The sequence below is a fragment of the Fuscovulum blasticum DSM 2131 genome (assembly GCF_003034965.1).
Taxonomy (GTDB): domain Bacteria; phylum Pseudomonadota; class Alphaproteobacteria; order Rhodobacterales; family Rhodobacteraceae; genus Pseudogemmobacter; species Pseudogemmobacter blasticus.
The window spans coordinates 74,884-90,844 of the sequence record NZ_PZKE01000001.1; the positions used below are offsets into that span (position 1 = coordinate 74,884).

Below are 15,961 nucleotides of genomic sequence, written 5' to 3' on the forward strand. Positions count from 1 at the left end.
CTGCACAAAGCCTGACCATCCGGCCCGGGAAGGGCGGCGCGAAAGGCGCGCTGCCTTGCCCTTTTGGCCGTGCCGTGACAGTTGGGCACCATGCTGGCCATCCTTCTCAAGACCCTGCCGTTCTTTGCCGTGATCGGCCTTGGCTATGCCGCCGCGCGGCGGGGGTTCTTCAATGCCGAAGCCACGGCCTATCTGACGCGCTTCGTCTTCTACTTCGCGCTGTCGGCCATGCTGTTCGGCTTTGCCGCCAATCTGTCGCTGACCGAGATCTTCAGCCTGCCCTTCGTGCTGGCCTATCTGGGGGCGACGGGGCTTTTGTGGCTGATCCTGTTCGCCGTGACCCTGATCCGCGGCGTGCGGGCCGAAGAAGCCGTGTTCGAGGCGCATACCGGGGTGACCGGCAACACCGGGTTCCTTGGGATTCCCATGCTGGCGGCCCTTCTTGGGCCGGCGGCCGCGGCGCCGGTGCTTCTGGTGCTGACGGTGGACATGGTGGTGTTTTCCTCCATCCTGACCATGGCAATCACCGGCCTGCGCTCGGGGCGGGTATCGCTGGCAACGGTCCGCATTCTGGCGGTGGGGCTGCTGAAGAACCCGATGATCGTCTCGATCGCGCTTGGCCTGATCTGGGGCGCCACGGGCCGCCAGCTCTGGCCGCCGGTGCAGGAATTCATGACGCTGCTCGGCGCTGCCGCCACGCCTTGCGCGCTGTTCGCCATCGGCGCCTCGCTGGTGGGCCGCGGGGGTGAGCGGCTTGGCGTGGCGGCCTGGCTGTCCTTTGCCAAGCTGGTGCTTCACCCCGCCTTCGTTGCCGTTGCCGCGCTGTGGATCTTTGCGGTCGATCCCTTCGCCGCAGGCGTGATGATTGCCGCCGCCGCCTTGCCGGTGGCAGGCAACGTCTTCATCCTGGCACAGCATTACAACGTGGCGCCGCAGCGCGTTTCAACCGCGATCCTTGTCTCGACCGTGCTGTCGATCCTGACGGTCAGCGCCGTCATTTCCCTTGTGGAGGTATCATGAAAACCATTTCCGAAAATCGCTGCTTCGGCGGCGTTCAAGGGGTCTATACCCACCCGTCCGCGGCCACGGGCACCGACATGACCTTCGGCCTGTTCCTGCCCGCCGAAGCCGAAAATGGCGCCGTGCCGGTGCTGTGGTATCTGTCGGGCCTGACCTGCACCCATGAAAACGCCATGGTCAAATCCGGCGCGCAACGCTGGGCGGCCGAACAGGGCATTGCCCTTGTCTTCCCGGATACCAGCCCGCGCGGCGAAGGCGTGGCGAATGACAGCGCCTTTGATCTGGGGCAAGGCGCGGGGTTCTACGTCAACGCCACGCAAGACCCCTGGGCGCTGAACTTCCAGATGTGGGATTATGTGACCGAGGAACTGCCCCGCCTGCTGTTCAACGCCTTTCCGCTGGAAGAGGGCGCACAGGCCATCACCGGCCATTCCATGGGCGGCCACGGCGCCCTGACCATCGCGATGAGCTTTCCGGGCCGCTTCGCCAGCGTCTCGGCCTTTGCGCCGATCTGCGAACCCACCCGCAGCGACTGGGGCCGCAAGCAGTTCACCGCCTATCTCGGCAGCGATGAAACGCTGTGGGCAGGGCATGATTCCACCCATCTGATGCGGCGCTTCGGCTTTGACGGGCCGATGCTGATTGATCAGGGCACCTCGGACCAGTTCCTTGATCTGCTGCGCCCCGAGGCGCTGGCCGCCGCAATGACCGAACGCCGGCAGGGCGGCATCGTCCGTATGCAGAAGGGCTACGACCACAGCTATTTCTTTGTCTCGACCTTCATGGAAGACCATGTCGATTTCCACGCGCAGGCGCTGCGTGGCTGAGCGCGGCCAAATTCCTTCGAAGGAATTTGCAATGTTCTTCGAAGAACATTGCTCCCGCCATGCGTGGCCGGGGGCGGGACCATGACGCTTTACATCGACGCCGACGCCTGCCCCGTGAAGGCCGAGGCCGAGCGGGTGGCCACCAGGCTGGGGGTGCGGATGGTGCTGGTCTCGAACGGGGGTATCCGGCCTTCGGCCAACCCGCTGGTGGAAAGCGTCTATGTGGCTGCCGGGCTGGATGAAGCCGACCGCTGGATCGCCGACCATGCCGCGCACGGTGACGTGGTGGTGACCTCCGACATTCCGCTGGCGGCACGGGTCATTGCCTCGGGCGCGTCGGTGGTCAAGCCGGATGGCGACGAGCTGACCACAGCGAACATCGGCAGCGTGCTGGCCACGCGCGATCTGATGGCCGACCTGCGCAGCGCCGATCCGTTCCGGCAGGGCGGCGGGCGGTCCTTCTCGGCGCGCGACAGGTCGCGCTTCCTGGATGTGCTGGACCGCGTGTTGCGGCGCGCGCGTGTCGCGGGTGGAACAGATTCCGGCCGCACGCCGGGGTGATCTGGCGTCATGCAACGCACAGCCCCCCCTGCCCCGGCGGCCCTGACCGGAATTCTTCTGGTGGTCGGCGGAACGGTGATCTTCTCGATCAACGACATGTCGATCAAGTTCCTGTCCGGTGACTATGCGCTGCATCAGGTGATCCTGATCCGGGCGCTGGTCGGGATGGCCTTCCTGATGGGGCTGATTGCCGTTACCGGCACGGGCTTCGGCCAGTTGCGCACCCGGCGCTGGAAGGCGCATCTGCTGCGCGTCTCGATCATCCTGGCCTCGAACCTGACCTATTTCACCGGGCTGGCCTCCCTGCCGATCGCCGACGCGGCCGCCGTGGCCTATGTCAGCCCGCTGGCAATCACCGCCCTGTCGGTGGTCTTCCTGAATGAAAAGGTCGGGCCCCGCCGTTGGGCGGCCGTGGTGGTGGGGCTGGTCGGCGTGGTGGTCATGCTGCGCCCCGGCAGCGGGGTGATCCAGCCGGCGGCGCTGCTGGTCTTCGTGTCCGCCCTGCTTTACGCCAGCGGCAACCTGATCACCCGCCGGGTGGGCGGCACCGAAAGCGCGATGGCGCTGTCGTTCTATACCCAGCTTGGGTTCATCATCGCGTCGGCAACCATGGGCCTATGGTTCGGTGACGGGCATCTGGCCGGCGAAGGCACGCTCTGGTCGTTCCTGTTCCGGCCCTGGATCTGGCCTCCGGCCGCGGACTGGCCCTATTTCATTGCCACCGGGCTGTCGGTCGCCATCGGTGGGCTGATGGTGACCCAGGCCTATCGCACCAGCGAGGTCGGGCTTGTGGCGCCCTTCGAATACATGGGTATGCCCATGGCCATTTTCTGGGGCGTGGTGATGTTCGGCACCTGGCCCGATGCCACAAGCTGGCTGGGGATTGCCCTTATCTGCGGGGCCGGGCTTTATGTGATGTGGCGCGAAACGGCGCGGCGGCAGGGGGCGGAATGACGGCGGTTGTGTTCGATATCGGGAATGTCCTGCTGGGCTGGGATCCCGAAGCGATGTATGACGCCCGCATCGGCCACGACGCGCGCCGCCGCTTCTTTGCCGAAGTGCCGATCCATGCGGCCAATGTCGCGATGGACGCCGGCGCCCCCTTCGTGGCCACACTGGACGCGCTGGCCGAAAACCACCCGCAATGGCGGCGCGAAATCGGCTGGTGGCGCGATGACTGGATTGAAACGCTGCAGCCCGTCATTCCGCAGTCGGTTTCGCTGCTACGCGCCTTGCGGAAACGGGGCGTGCCGGTCTTTGCCCTGACCAACTTCGGTGCGGAAACCTTCGAACTGGCCCGCGCCGCCTATCCGTTTCTGGATGAATTCGACCGGGCCTGGGTTTCGGGCCGGATGGGGGTGATGAAGCCCGACCCGGCGATCTATGCCGCGGTCGAGGCCGACAGCGGCCTGCCGCCCGGGCAGCTTCTGTTCACCGACGACCGGGCCGAAAACATTGCCGCCGCCGCCGCCCGGGGCTGGCGCACCCACCTGTTCGACGGCCCCGAAGGCTGGGCCGCGCGGCTGGTGGCCGAAGGATTGCTGACCGCGCAGGAGGCCGCGCCATGACCATCGAGATTGTCCCGTTCGATTGCGAAAGCCTGCTGTCCTGGCAGGGCCTGCTGCGGGCGTTCGAGGCGGGCCACCGTCTGGCACAACCCGACATCAAGGATCTGTTCGTGTATCGCGGCGCCGATACGCTGCTGGACCGTGCCACCTGGATCAATGGCATCGGCGCGCTGGTGAAGGTGGCGACGGTCGTCCCCGGCAATGCCGCGCTTGGCAAACCCACGATCAATGGCGCGGTCACGCTGTATGACGATACAACCGGCGCGTTGACGGCGCTGGTCGATTTCCACCTTGTCACCAAATGGAAAACCGCCGGCGACAGCCTGCTTTCCGCATCCAAACTGGCGCGGAAGGACAGCCGCAAGATCCTGCTGGTCGGCGCGGGCACCGTGGCGCGATCCATGGTGCAGGCCTATTCCAGCCTGTTCCCCGAAGCCGAATTCCGCGTCTGGTCACGCAAGGCCGCCACCGCCGCCGAGATGGCCGAACCGCTTGGCCTGACCGTTTCGACCAGTCTTGAGCAGGACGTGCCCTGGGCAGACATCATCTGCACCTGCACCATGTCAACCGAACCGCTGCTGCGCGGTGACTGGCTGCGCCCCGGCCAGCATCTTGACCTGATCGGCGCCTACCGCCCCGACATGCGCGAGGTGGACGATACCGCCATGGCGCGGGCGCGGCTGTTCGTGGATGCCCGGGCCACCACCGTTCACCATATCGGGGAAATCATGGCGCCGCTGAAATCCGGCGCGATCCGCGAAGACAGCATCCTTGCCGATTTCTACGACCTGCCCTCGGGGCGTTTTGCCCGCCAGTCGGAGGATGAGATCACCATCGCCAAGAACGGCGGCGGCGCGCATCTGGACCTGATGACCGCCGATTACATCCTGCGCAGTTGGCAGGCCCGCTGAGCCGGGTCAGTCCAGCGTCTTGCGGAAGCGGAACACCGCCACGCTGGCCAGCAGCACCACGATGATGGCCAGCGCGCCGAACTGCCCGGCCACATCCACCGGGGTGGCGCCCTTCAGCATGACGCCCCGCACCAGCCGCAGCAGATGGGTGACCGGCAGGATTTCCCCCAGCGTCTGTGCCCATCCGGGCATACCCCTGAACGGGAACATGAAGCCCGACAGCAGGATCGACGGCAGGAAGACAAAGATCGAAAGCTGCATCGCCTGCATCTGCGTCCGCGCGACCGAGGAAATCAGATAGCCCAGCAACACCAGCGCCAGCACGAAGAGCAACACCCCCGACAGCAGTAACCCGACCGACCCGACGAAGGGCACGTCGAACAGCACCGCTGCCGCACCCAGAATCACCAGCATCTGCACCGCGCCAACGCCGATGAACGGGGTGATCTTGCCCACCATGATCTCGGCCGCATGGACGGGCATCGACAGCAGGTTTTCCATCGTCCCGCGCTCAATCTCGCGGGTCAGGGCCATGGATGTCATCATCACCATGGTCATCTGCAGGATGATGCCCAGCAGGCCCGGCACCACGTTGTATTGCGTCAGCCCCTCGGGGTTATAGCGGCGGTGCACCACGATTTCGGGGCCCGATGCGGGTGTAACCGTCACCCCCAGTTCCCGCGTCAGCGCCTGCGCCGACACCGTGCCCAATGTGGAAATCGCGCCCGAGGCGGCGGCGGGATCGGTGGCGTCCGCCTCGATCAGGATCTGCGGGCGATCCCCGCGCAGCAGCCGCGCCCCGAAATCCGAAGGCACCGTCACCACGAAGGCCACCTTGCCGGTGGCGATCAGCCGTTCGGCCTGCGCGGCGGTGGCGTCGGGATGGGTAAAATCGTAATAGCCGGTGTTTTCCAGCGCCGCCGTCATGGCCCGGGTGAACCTGTCCTGCGTCGGCGCCACCAGCGCGGCGGGCAAGTGCTTCGGATCGGTGTTGATGGCATAGCCGAACAGCAGAAGCTGCATCACCGGCACCACCAGCATCATGGCGAAGGTCACGCGGTCGCGGCGCATCTGGATGAATTCCTTGCGCAGAATGGCAAGGATGCGGGCCAGCGAGGCGATCATTTCATGTTGTCCGCGCTTTGGCCCATCAGGCGGATGAACACGTCTTCCAGACTGGTCTCGGCCTTGCGCGGCACCGCGCCTTCGGCCCGGATCGCCGCCTCCAGCGCCGCCGCATCGGTGCCTGTCACATGCAGCGCCGTGCCGAAGGGTTCCACCTGTTCCACCCCCGGCGCCTGCCGCAACCGGGCGGCCAGCGCACCGGGCTGGTCGGTGTCAACGGTCATCGTCACCAGCCCCGATCCGGCAATCACCTGCGGCACCGTTCCGGTGGTGACCATGCGGCCATAGGCGATATAGCTGATCCGGTGGCAACGCTCGGCCTCATCCATGTAATGGGTCGAGACCAGCACCGTGATCCCGGTCGCCGCGCGGGCGTGGATCTCATCCCAGAACTGGCGCCGCGCCTTCGGGTCCACCCCCGCCGTGGGTTCGTCCAGCAACAGCAGCCTTGGCCGGTGCATGATGCAGGCCGCCAGCGCCAGCCGCTGCTTCCATCCACCCGACAGGCTGCCCGCAAGCTGGGCGCGGCGCGAGGTCAGGCCCAGGTCTTCCAGCGTGTCGCGCACCGCCTGCTTCGGCAACTGATAAAGACCCGCCACGAACTGCAGGTTCTGCTCGATCGACAGGTCTTCGTAGAAACTGAACCGCTGCGTCATATAGCCGACCTGCCGACGGATTTCGCGCTGGTCGCGCCGCACGTCCAGCCCCAGCACCGTGCCGCTGCCGGCATCGGGCGTCAGCAGCCCGCAAATCATGCGGATGCAGGTCGTCTTGCCCGAACCGTTGGGGCCAAGAAATCCCGAAATCTCGCCCTCGGCCACACGCAGGCTGACAGTGTCCACCACCTTGCGCTTGCCGAAGGTCTTGGTCAGGCCCTGCACGTCAATGACAAGGGGGGCGGTCATGGCGCGATCTGCACCTCGACGATCTGGCCGGGCTTCAGCGGTGCGCCCGGATCGGGCCGCGCCTCGACCTGATAGACCAGTTTCTGCCGGGCATCGTTGGAATAGATCACCGGCGGGGTGAACTCGGCCTGATCCGCGACATAGGTCACGGTCGCGGTGGTGGCGACGCAGCCGTCACAGGTGACATCCAGCCGGGTGCCAACCGCGACCCGCGCCAGATCGGGCTCGGGCACATAAAGCCGCAGCTTGATCGCCCCGTCGGGCAGATAGCTCAGCACCGGCGCCGAAGGTCCGGCCACCTCGCCGGGGCGGCGCAGGATGTCGGTCACCACGCCAGGCGCGACGGCGGTCAGGCTGCGCTGCGCCAGTTGCCAATCGGCCAGCGCCTTGGTGGTGCGGGCCACCTCGACCGCCGCCGCCGCCGCGTCAATCAGATGCGGTCGGGCGGGCAGGCGGGCCACCTCAAGCTGCGCCTCGGCCTCGGCGACGGCAGCGGCTGCCATGTCGGCAGCAGCGCGTGCGACATCCAGTTGCGCTTGTGAGGAAACCTTCTGCCGCAGCAGTTGTTCCTGCCGCTCGGCCTCTTTCGCGCTGCGGTCGGCATTGGCCCGGGCCGAGGCCAGTGCCGCCTCGACCGCCGCAATCTCGGGCGCGCGGCTGCCTTCCAGCAGGTTCGCCAGATCGCTTTCCGCCTTGTCCAGCGCCGCTTTGGCCGAGGCCACGGCGATGCGCGCGTCCTGATCTTCAACCCGGGCCAGCACCTGCGTGGCCTCGATCCGGTCGCCGCGCGCCACGGTCAGGCTTTCCACGCGCACCACCACCAGCGGGGCCGCCTGCACATAATCGCCCTCGACATAGCCGGTGGCCAGGGGCGACGGGGCCGCGCAGGTGGTGAAGAAGGCCGACAGAAACCCCAGCGAACACAGGAAATCAGCCATCCGTGGCCTCCAGCATCGCATCAAGATTGGCCAGCAGCCGCCGCGCGATGGCGGCGGTTGCCGGGTGCGAATAGCCCGCCCATCCCATCCGCCGCTGCACAATCGGGGCGGCCAGCCGGAAATAGGCCGCCTGTCCGACCATCGAGAACACCGCCAGCCGCACATCGACCGAGTCGGCCGGTTGCCCGGTTGCCGCCGCCCACAGCGCGCACAGCGCTCGGTGCCGGGGTTCAACCAGCGTCGTATAGATGCGGTCCAGCACCGGGCTGTCAGGCTGCGCCAGTTCGCGCAGCAGGAAGGCCACGGTATCCTGGGCCTCCGACCGGGCGATCAGGAAGGAAACGATGCGCGTCAGCAACCGCCGCAGCACGGCCCGCGCGGTGGTGCGCGTCAGGTCTGCCGGGTTGCCCGGCAGCGGGCGGATGACCCGCCCGATCCGCTCGGCCACCGTATCGGCGCAGGCCAGCCGCAGCCCTTCCTTGCCGCCGAAGTGATAGGCGATCGACGAAATGTTGGTGCCGGCAGCAGCGGCCAGGGTCCGGGTCGAGGTGCCCTCATACCCCTCGCGCCCGAAATGGTGCAGCGCGGCGGCGATCAGGGCGGTGCGGGTTGGGTGCCGGGTCATGGCGACTCATGATTCAATCAAACGATTGATACATGAAAACCCGTATCTGTCCAGCGGCCTGATGCCGCGTTTCGGGCTGCGTCAGCCTTCCTTCGGCCCGAAGCGGCGCAGCCAGAGCGAAATGCGGGGAATGGTGCCGGTATCCAGCCGCGAACGGTTTTCCAGCACCGGCCGGTTCTGGCTGACCGAAGGCGTTCCCTCACGCAGAACGATATAGATGCCCGACAGGATGATCACCGCGCTGCCAACGGCGGTCCATCCGTCGATGGTTTCGTCAAAGAACAGCCAGCCGTAAAGCGCCGCCCAGATGATCTGGGAATACTGCATCGGCGCCACCACCACGGCCGGCGCCGCCCGATAGGCCGCAATCACCAGCGCCGCACCGCACATGCCAAAGACCGAGATCACCCCGGTCAGCGCCAGATGCTCGAACGGCATCGGGCGATAGACGAAGGGCATGGTCAGCGCCATGACCCCCACCGACATCAGCATTGGATACATCATCAGCACGATGGACCGTTCATTCTTGCCGATCTTGCGCACGATGACCGAGGCCAGCGCCCCCGAAAGGGCGGCCCCCAACCCCGAAAGGTGCCCCCAGGAAAACGGCACCGATCCGGGCCGCAGCACGATCAGCACGCCGATCAGCCCGACAATCACCGCAAGCGCGCGGCGCACGCCGACCTTTTCGCCCAGAAACGGGATCGACAGCAGCGTGATCAGCAGCGGGGTGGCGAACAGCATCGCGTAGCATTGCGCCATCGGCAGCACGGAAAAGGCATAGAACCCCATGCCCCCGGTCACCACCGCCAGCACCGACCGCAACAGCGACAGCCACGGATGGCGCGGCACAAGGTTCACATCGCGCTTGTCCGACATCAGCAGGACGGTGACGAAGGGAAAGCTCAGCAGCCCCGAAAAGAAGATGATCTGGAACGAGGAGTAATGATGCCCCAGCGTCTTCACCACCACGTCATGCGTGGCATAGATGCCGAAGGCCGCAAGCGACAACAACGCGCCGCGCAAGGTGGGTGACATGGTGCTGATCCGGTGGGCAGGTCGGGGCGCGTTCTGTTAGCGCCACCAAGTCATGCCCGGTTTCGCCTTGCCTCGCAAGGTTGGGAAAGGGCGCCCTGCGGCACCCCGCCGGTTTTCAGAGGCTGGCGTCCAGCGCCGCAAGAACGGCATCGCCCATCTGCGTGGTCGAGACCGGGGTGCCCCCTTCCGGGCCCATCAGATCGGCGGTGCGAACGCCGTCTGCCAGCACCTTCTCGACTGCCTTCTCGACGCGGGTCGCTTCCTGACCCAGGTCGAAGCTGTAGCGCAGCGCCATGGCAAAGCTGAGGATACAGGCAATCGGGTTGGCCTTGCCCTGCCCGGCAATGTCGGGCGCGCTGCCATGGACGGGTTCATACAGCGCCTTCGGGCGGCCGTTCGCCATGGGCGCCCCCAGGCTGGCAGAGGGCAGCATACCCAGGCTGCCGGTCAGCATCGCGGCGCAATCCGACAGCACGTCACCGAACAGGTTGTCGGTCACGATCACGTCGAACTGCTTGGGCCAGCGGACAAGCTGCATCGCGCCGTTGTCGGCATACATATGCGACAGCTCGACATCGGGATATTCGCGGTCGTGGATTTCCTGCACCACGTCGCGCCACAGGATGCCCGATTCCATCACATTGGCCTTCTCCATCGAGCAGACCTTGTTGCTGCGCTTGCGGGCCAGTTCAAAGGCCGAACGGGCGACACGGGCGATCTCGCTTTCGGTGTACCGCTGGGTGTTGATCCCCACGCGCTCATTGCCTTCCTTGAAGATGCCGCGGGGTTCGCCGAAGTAAACGCCGCTGGTCAGTTCGCGGACGATGACGATGTCAAGACCGGCCACCACATCGCGCTTGAGGCTGGAGAAATCGGCCAGCGCGTCAAAGCATTGGGCCGGGCGAAGGTTGGAATAAAGGTCCATCTCCTTGCGCAGGCGCAGCAGGCCGCGTTCCGGCTTCACCGAGAAGTCGAGCTTGTCGTATTTCGGGCCGCCAACCGCGCCCAGCAGAACCGCATCCGCCGCCTGCGCCTTGGCCATGGTGGCATCGGTCAGCGGGGTGCCGTGGGCATCATAGGCGCAGCCGCCAACCAGATCTTCCGACACGTCGAAGCGGATGCCCCGCTTGTCACCCATCCAGCCGATGATCTTCTTCACCTCGGCCATGACTTCAGGGCCGATGCCGTCGCCGGCAAGGATCAGGATCGAGGGATTGGCCATGGTTCGGGCGCTCCGCAACAGAATGAAAAGGGGTTGCGGCGGGGCTAGCTGAAGGGGCGCGCGGGGTCAAGCGGGGCGGTGGGAGGGCCAAAAGGGGGTGCCTCACTGCGAGACATGCAAAATACACGCATTTTCAAGGTATTGCTTTCGATCCGCAGATCCTGCCCAACATGGCGCGGGCAGGTCAGGGCACCGCAATCTCGACCCAGACCGGGAAATGACGGGATGCCGCCAGAAGGTCCGGCATCAGCGGGTCGTCCTCTGGCGGCCAGAGCACACCCGCGGCTGTGACCGTCACCCCGGCCGAGGGCAGCACCAGATCAACGCGCAGACCGCCGGTCTGCGGGAACACGGCGGTATCCAGAACCGGGTCGCCCGAATGGCCCGGATCGGCATGGCCTGATCGGCCCTTTGGCTGCGGATCTTGCAGGGCCGGATGGGCCAGCAGGGCGCGGATCGCCTGCGGACGACCATCGCCATCAGCAGGGTCAAGGTTGCTGTCGCCCAGCAGGACGAAGGGCGCGGCGGGCGGAGGAAACGGCAGATCGCCGTTCAGCAGGTGCAGCCAGAAGGCGGCCTCATCGTGGTTTCGCCGCCCGTTGCGATCTTCCGGCCCGTCAAAGACCGGCGGGGTGGCGTGAAAGGCCAGAAGTCGCAGCCGCCCGCCAGACGCCAGCCGCAGCGGCACATCCCAATGCCCGGTCGAGGACAGGCGTTGCAGACGGCGGGTCTCCTCTCCCATGCCATCGGGCAACAGGGCGCCGGGCAGGTCGGCCCAGAGGAAGGCCGAAAAATCGCGAACGGATTCGGCTTCAATTGGCAGGCGCGACAGGATGGCCATACCGCCCTGGCCCGAGAATTGCCCCCAGCCCTGCGCATCGCCCGGCCCGCCGGCGCGGCCATCGCCATCAAGGTCGATACCGGTCTGCCATCCGGTGTTGGGCCGCAGGGCAAAGCGGTGCGGGTAGGGTGCGCCAAGCGTGGCCAGCCGGTCTGCCATCAGCGACAGCGCCGCAAGGTTGCGGTCATAATCGACCGAGGTCAGCAGAATGACATCGGCATCCAGCGCGGCCAGCACACGCAGCACCGCCTCGGCCTGCGGATCGCGCCCCTTGAGCAGCTCCTCGGCCAGAAGGCCGGGACCGGCCCGGTCAAGTTCAACATTCCATGTGGCGATGCGCAGGGTTTCAGCCGCGCAGGACAGCGCCGACAGAAGCAGCGCGGCGGCGGCAATCAGGCTGCGGCCAGCGGTGCCGAGGCCAGCTTGGCGTCGCGCTTGCTGCGGATCATGCGCGCGACCCGCGCCATGGCAATGCCGCGCATCAGAAGGCTTGCGGGAAGAAAGGCCCATGCTGCCATTGTCCAGACCAGCGTTTGCGGAGAGGTGAACGTCAGCGGTTCGAACCCCGACGAGGCAACACGAACCAGCGCCGGAATCAGGAACGGCAGCAGGAAGCCCAGGGTCAGGTTGATGCGGGCGTCCCTTTCAAGCCGGTCAACAATATCGCCGCCGGCGGTTGGCTCGAATGTCGGAAGGTTGATCCAGACGTTGAAGGCCTGATGCGTATAGGGCCAGCCCTTCAGCTTGAGAATGATCACGAAAAAGGCCAGCGACAGCAGCGACAGCACATAGGCGGTGCCGGCGGCAGTGCGCACCATGAGAACCTGCATGGGCGAGGCGCTGTCGGCCATCATCAGTGTGGCCAGACGCACCGGCGAATAGGGAATGTCCATCGCGTGGCCGACAAGGATTCCGATGGCTTCGAACAGCCGGGTGAAGGGCGAGGACGATTCGCTGGCGGCCAGGATAGCGGACAGCGAAAACACGATCACCAGCAGCATCGCATACCGCACGCGGTTGAACGGCGGGGCGTCACGAAACTCGACAAGGCTGGGATAGGTGGCGTTGTATTCCGCAAAGGTCAGCGCCGCGCCGAACAATGCGACCAGCGCCACCATCTGCTTGGTGTCGGCACCAACGCCCGGCAGGATGACCGAGGGCGTGGCGACAAGAACCATCACCAGAAAGGCGCGGGCAAGGGCGCCTGTCATCCGGGAAACTGCCGTTCGCTGTAATCCGGCCATTGCCAAAGGAAACCGCGCTTTCAGTTCGCTGTGCGCCCGCGCAACCGCGGGCCGCAAGCCGCAATTATGTCCGATTTGTGGCGCGTTCCGGGGGACGCCGCAACTGTTCCGCGAGAAACGGACAAGGTTTTCGGAATTTCGGAAAGACGGGTGTAGCAGGATTGCATCAAACACGCAGCAAGAGAGCTGGCGCGCGCAATATGTTGTGTGTGAAGGATTTTCAGGCGCAAGACGAGAACCCGTCGCATCTGCGGAACATCCCGGGTTCCCGGCGGGATGGCAGGCGAATTGCCCACCAGACGGGAATCGGGCGCCTTGGCCAAAGGCCGGTTTCCCGGGCTACCGCCAGCCCCGCCATTCGCACGGGGCTGGCGGCAGATTCGTCAGATCCAGGGGCGGGCGGTGGCGGCGCGGGCCTCGAACGTGTCGATCGCGGCGGCCTTTTCCATGGTCAGGCCAATGTCATCCAGCCCGTTCAGCAGGCAGTGCTTCTTGAAGGCATCCACCTCGAAGGCAAAGGACTGGCCATCGGACGAAGTAACGGTCTGCGCCTCCAGATCGACGGTGATCCGGGCGTTCTCACCCTTCTCGGCGTCTTTCATCAGCGTCTCGACAGCGGCGGGCGGCAGAACCACCGGCAGGATGCCGTTCTTGAAGCAGTTGTTGTAGAAAATGTCGGCAAAGCTGGTCGAGATCACGCAGCGGATGCCGAAATCAAGCAGCGCCCAGGGTGCATGTTCGCGCGACGAACCGCAGCCGAAGTTGTCGCCCGCGACGATGATCTGCGACTTGCGGTATTGCGGCTTGTTCAGCACGAAATCCGGGATTTCCTTGCCGTCCTGCGTATAGCGCATCTCGTCGAACAGGTTCACCCCAAGGCCCGACCGCTTGATGGTCTTCAGGAACTGCTTGGGGATGATCATGTCGGTGTCGATATTGACCAGCGGCATGGGCGCCGCGATGCCGGTCAGCGTGGTGAACTTTTCCATGGGTGTTCCCTCCTCAGGAACGATTGCGGGCCGCGATGCCCAGCACGATCAGCGCGGCACCCTCGGCAATGAGTTCGAAGCCCAGAAGCAGGCCCAGCAGGCTGCTGGCCGCTTCGGGAAACCAGATCAGGATCAGCGCGCCCAGCAGGGCCGAGGCCGCCCCTGACAGAAGCAGCAGCCAGAAGAACTGGCTGCCGCGCAGGGTGAAGGCACCGATGATCCGGGCGGCGCCCGTCAGCAGGAACAGGACCGCCAGCAGCAGGGTCAGCGACAGCACGCCCTGCAGCGGATTCGCCAGCAGGAAGACGCCGGCAAGCAGCCCCAAAGCCCCGACCACCCCGTTCCACAGGCGGTGCGGCAGGGTCGGATCACTGAAGGCGATCCAAAGCTGCAACACGCCGCCGATCAGGAACACGGCCCCCACCAGCGTGGCAACGGTCAGCGAGGCCGCAAAGGGGTTGGCCAGGGCGGCCAGACCACCAAGCGCAAAGAACGCGCCCAGAAGCAGGAGGAGGGTCGAGGGTTTCATGGTCTGCGTTCCTTTGTTCAGGCGTTTTCGCCCATCAACTCGCGCACATCCGTCAGATGCCCGGTGATTGCCGCCGCCGCCGCCATGGCGGGCGACAGCAGGTGCGTGCGCCCGCCGCGGCCCTGACGGCCCTCGAAGTTGCGGTTGCTGGTCGCGGCGCAGCGTTCGCCGGGCGCCAACTGGTCAGGGTTCATGGCAAGGCACATCGAGCAACCCGCCAGACGCCATTCAAAGCCGGCGTCGATGAAAATCTGGGCCAGACCTTCCTCTTCCGCCTGCGCCCGGACAAGGCCCGAACCGGGAACGACCATGGCGCGTTTCACCGCGATCTTCTTGCCCTTCAGGATGGCGGCGGCGGCACGCAGGTCTTCGATCCGGCCATTGGTGCAAGAGCCGATGAAGACGGTGTCGATCTTGATGTCGGTCAGTTTCTGACCGGCCGTCAGACCCATGTAATCAAGGCTGCGCTGCACGGCTTCAACCTTGCCACCGCTGAAGTCCGACGGCGAAGGCACGGTGCCGGTGATCGGCAGCACGTCTTCGGGGCTGGTGCCCCAGGTGACGACCGGGGCGATGTCTTCGCCCCTGATGGTGACAACCTTGTCGAAATGCGCGCCTTCATCGGTGTAAAGCGTCTTCCAATAGGCCAGCGCGGCCTCCCACTTGGCACCTTTCGGTGCGTGGGGGCGGCCCATCACATAGGCGAAGGTCTTTTCGTCCGGCGCGATCAGGCCGGCGCGGGCGCCGCCTTCGATGGCCATGTTGCAGACGGTCATCCGGCCTTCCATCGACAGTTCGCGGATCGCCTGCCCGCAATACTCGATGACATAGCCGGTGCCCCCGGCGGTGCCGGTTTCACCGATGACTGACAGGGTGATGTCCTTGGCGGTAACGCCGGGGCGCAGGCTGCCGGTGATTTCCACCTTCATGTTCTTCGATTTCTTCTGGATCAGCGTCTGCGTGGCCAGAACGTGTTCAACCTCGGACGTGCCGATGCCATGCGCCAGGCTGCCAAAGGCGCCATGGGTGGCCGTATGGCTGTCACCGCAGACCACGGTCATGCCCGGCAGCGTCCAGCCCTGTTCGGGGCCAACGATATGGACGATGCCCTGACGAACGTCCGACACCGGATAGTAGTTGATCCCGAAATCCTTGGCGTTCTTGTCCAGCGCCTCAACCTGGATGCGGCTGTCCTCGGTCATGGTCGCGGCATTGGCGCGGTCCAGCGTGGTGGGGACATTGTGGTCCGGCACGGCGATGGTCTTTTCCGGCGCGCGGACCTTGCGCCCGGTCATCCGCAGCCCTTCAAAGGCCTGCGGGCTGGTGACTTCATGCACCAGATGGCGGTCGATATAGAGAATGCAGGTGCCGTCTTCGGACGTGTGGACGACGTGGTCGTCCCAGATCTTGTCGTAAAGCGTGCGGGGAGCGGACATGGCCGGAATCCTTGGCTTGAAAGGCTTGGGAATGCTGTGCGCGGAAGCAGGCCGCCCGCGCGGGCGGCGGCACCGTCAGGAAAGCCGGGCCGAGATCGACCGGGTTTCACGGGCAAAGCGCCAAGGCAGGCGCGCGCGGTCAGCCATGTCGAAAAAGCGCATCATGAGCCGGGGAGATACGC

Annotated in this window: 17 protein-coding genes; 6 read left to right on the plus strand and 11 right to left on the minus strand. The window is 65.6% G+C overall.

Going from position 1 to position 15,961, the window contains the following annotated elements:
* Positions 1–90: 90 nt before the first annotated feature.
* The 6 genes from C5F44_RS00415 to C5F44_RS00440 all read left to right on the plus strand — a co-directional run bounded on the left by C5F44_RS00415 (position 91) and on the right by C5F44_RS00440 (position 4,887).
* Positions 91–1,020 (plus strand): AEC family transporter, encoded by a 930-nt coding sequence (locus C5F44_RS00415; protein ID WP_107671525.1) that lies wholly within the window; start codon positions 91–93, stop codon positions 1,018–1,020.
* On the plus strand, positions 1,017–1,847 hold the full coding sequence (gene fghA, locus C5F44_RS00420; protein WP_107671526.1) for an S-formylglutathione hydrolase: 831 nt from the start codon (positions 1,017–1,019) through the stop codon (positions 1,845–1,847). Before C5F44_RS00415 ends, fghA begins: the two co-directional genes overlap by 4 nt.
* Before the next feature lie 81 nt (positions 1,848–1,928).
* Positions 1,929–2,408, plus strand: a complete 480-nt coding sequence (locus C5F44_RS00425) for a YaiI/YqxD family protein (protein ID WP_107671527.1) — start codon at positions 1,929–1,931, stop codon at positions 2,406–2,408.
* 9 nt (positions 2,409–2,417) lie between these two features.
* Positions 2,418–3,362, plus strand: a complete 945-nt coding sequence (locus tag C5F44_RS00430; RefSeq protein WP_107671528.1) for a DMT family transporter — start codon at positions 2,418–2,420, stop codon at positions 3,360–3,362.
* Positions 3,359–3,976: an HAD family hydrolase gene (locus C5F44_RS00435; RefSeq protein ID WP_107671529.1), complete on the plus strand. Its 618-nt coding sequence runs from the start codon at positions 3,359–3,361 to the stop codon at positions 3,974–3,976. Before C5F44_RS00430 ends, C5F44_RS00435 begins: the two co-directional genes overlap by 4 nt.
* On the plus strand, positions 3,973–4,887 hold the full coding sequence (locus C5F44_RS00440; protein WP_107671530.1) for an ornithine cyclodeaminase family protein: 915 nt from the start codon (positions 3,973–3,975) through the stop codon (positions 4,885–4,887). The genes C5F44_RS00435 and C5F44_RS00440 overlap by 4 nt, the downstream gene beginning before the upstream one ends.
* A 6-nt stretch (positions 4,888–4,893) precedes the next feature.
* On the opposite strand, the gene C5F44_RS00445 is transcribed toward C5F44_RS00440, so the two are convergent.
* The 11 genes from C5F44_RS00445 to leuC form a co-directional block, all read right to left on the minus strand.
* A complete protein-coding gene (locus C5F44_RS00445) occupies positions 4,894–6,012 on the minus strand; it encodes an ABC transporter permease (RefSeq protein WP_107671531.1) in 1,119 nt (372 codons plus the stop codon).
* Positions 6,009–6,917 (minus strand): ABC transporter ATP-binding protein, encoded by a 909-nt coding sequence (locus C5F44_RS00450; RefSeq protein WP_107671532.1) that lies wholly within the window; start codon positions 6,915–6,917, stop codon positions 6,009–6,011. The genes C5F44_RS00445 and C5F44_RS00450 overlap by 4 nt, the downstream gene beginning before the upstream one ends.
* A complete protein-coding gene (locus C5F44_RS00455; RefSeq protein ID WP_107671533.1) occupies positions 6,914–7,855 on the minus strand; it encodes an HlyD family secretion protein in 942 nt (313 codons plus the stop codon). The genes C5F44_RS00450 and C5F44_RS00455 overlap by 4 nt, the downstream gene beginning before the upstream one ends.
* Entirely contained in the window at positions 7,848–8,480 is a 633-nt protein-coding gene (locus C5F44_RS00460) for a DUF1956 domain-containing protein (protein ID WP_107671534.1), read from the minus strand. Before C5F44_RS00460 ends, C5F44_RS00455 begins: the two co-directional genes overlap by 8 nt.
* Before the next feature lie 81 nt (positions 8,481–8,561).
* On the minus strand, positions 8,562–9,518 hold the full coding sequence (locus C5F44_RS00465) for a DMT family transporter (RefSeq protein ID WP_107671535.1): 957 nt from the start codon (positions 9,516–9,518) through the stop codon (positions 8,562–8,564).
* A 115-nt stretch (positions 9,519–9,633) separates the two neighbouring features.
* Complete coding sequence (leuB, locus tag C5F44_RS00470) at positions 9,634–10,740, minus strand: 3-isopropylmalate dehydrogenase (RefSeq protein ID WP_107671536.1); 1,107 nt, start codon at positions 10,738–10,740, stop codon at positions 9,634–9,636.
* 184 nt (positions 10,741–10,924) lie between these two features.
* On the minus strand, positions 10,925–12,091 hold the full coding sequence (locus C5F44_RS00475; protein WP_107671537.1) for an endonuclease/exonuclease/phosphatase family protein: 1,167 nt from the start codon (positions 12,089–12,091) through the stop codon (positions 10,925–10,927).
* Positions 11,974–12,792, minus strand: coding sequence for a hypothetical protein (locus tag C5F44_RS00480; RefSeq protein ID WP_107671538.1), 819 nt, complete (start codon positions 12,790–12,792; stop codon positions 11,974–11,976). The genes C5F44_RS00475 and C5F44_RS00480 overlap by 118 nt, the downstream gene beginning before the upstream one ends.
* A gap of 416 nt (positions 12,793–13,208) precedes the next feature.
* Positions 13,209–13,814: a 3-isopropylmalate dehydratase small subunit gene (leuD, locus tag C5F44_RS00485; RefSeq protein ID WP_107671539.1), complete on the minus strand. Its 606-nt coding sequence runs from the start codon at positions 13,812–13,814 to the stop codon at positions 13,209–13,211.
* A 13-nt stretch (positions 13,815–13,827) separates the two neighbouring features.
* On the minus strand, positions 13,828–14,343 hold the full coding sequence (locus C5F44_RS00490) for an HdeD family acid-resistance protein (protein WP_107671540.1): 516 nt from the start codon (positions 14,341–14,343) through the stop codon (positions 13,828–13,830).
* 17 nt (positions 14,344–14,360) lie between these two features.
* Positions 14,361–15,779 carry a 3-isopropylmalate dehydratase large subunit gene (gene leuC, locus C5F44_RS00495; protein WP_107671541.1) on the minus strand — a complete coding sequence of 473 codons (1,419 nt, stop codon included), beginning with the start codon at positions 15,777–15,779 and terminating at the stop codon, positions 14,361–14,363.
* Between the last annotated feature and the right edge of the window lie 182 nt (positions 15,780–15,961).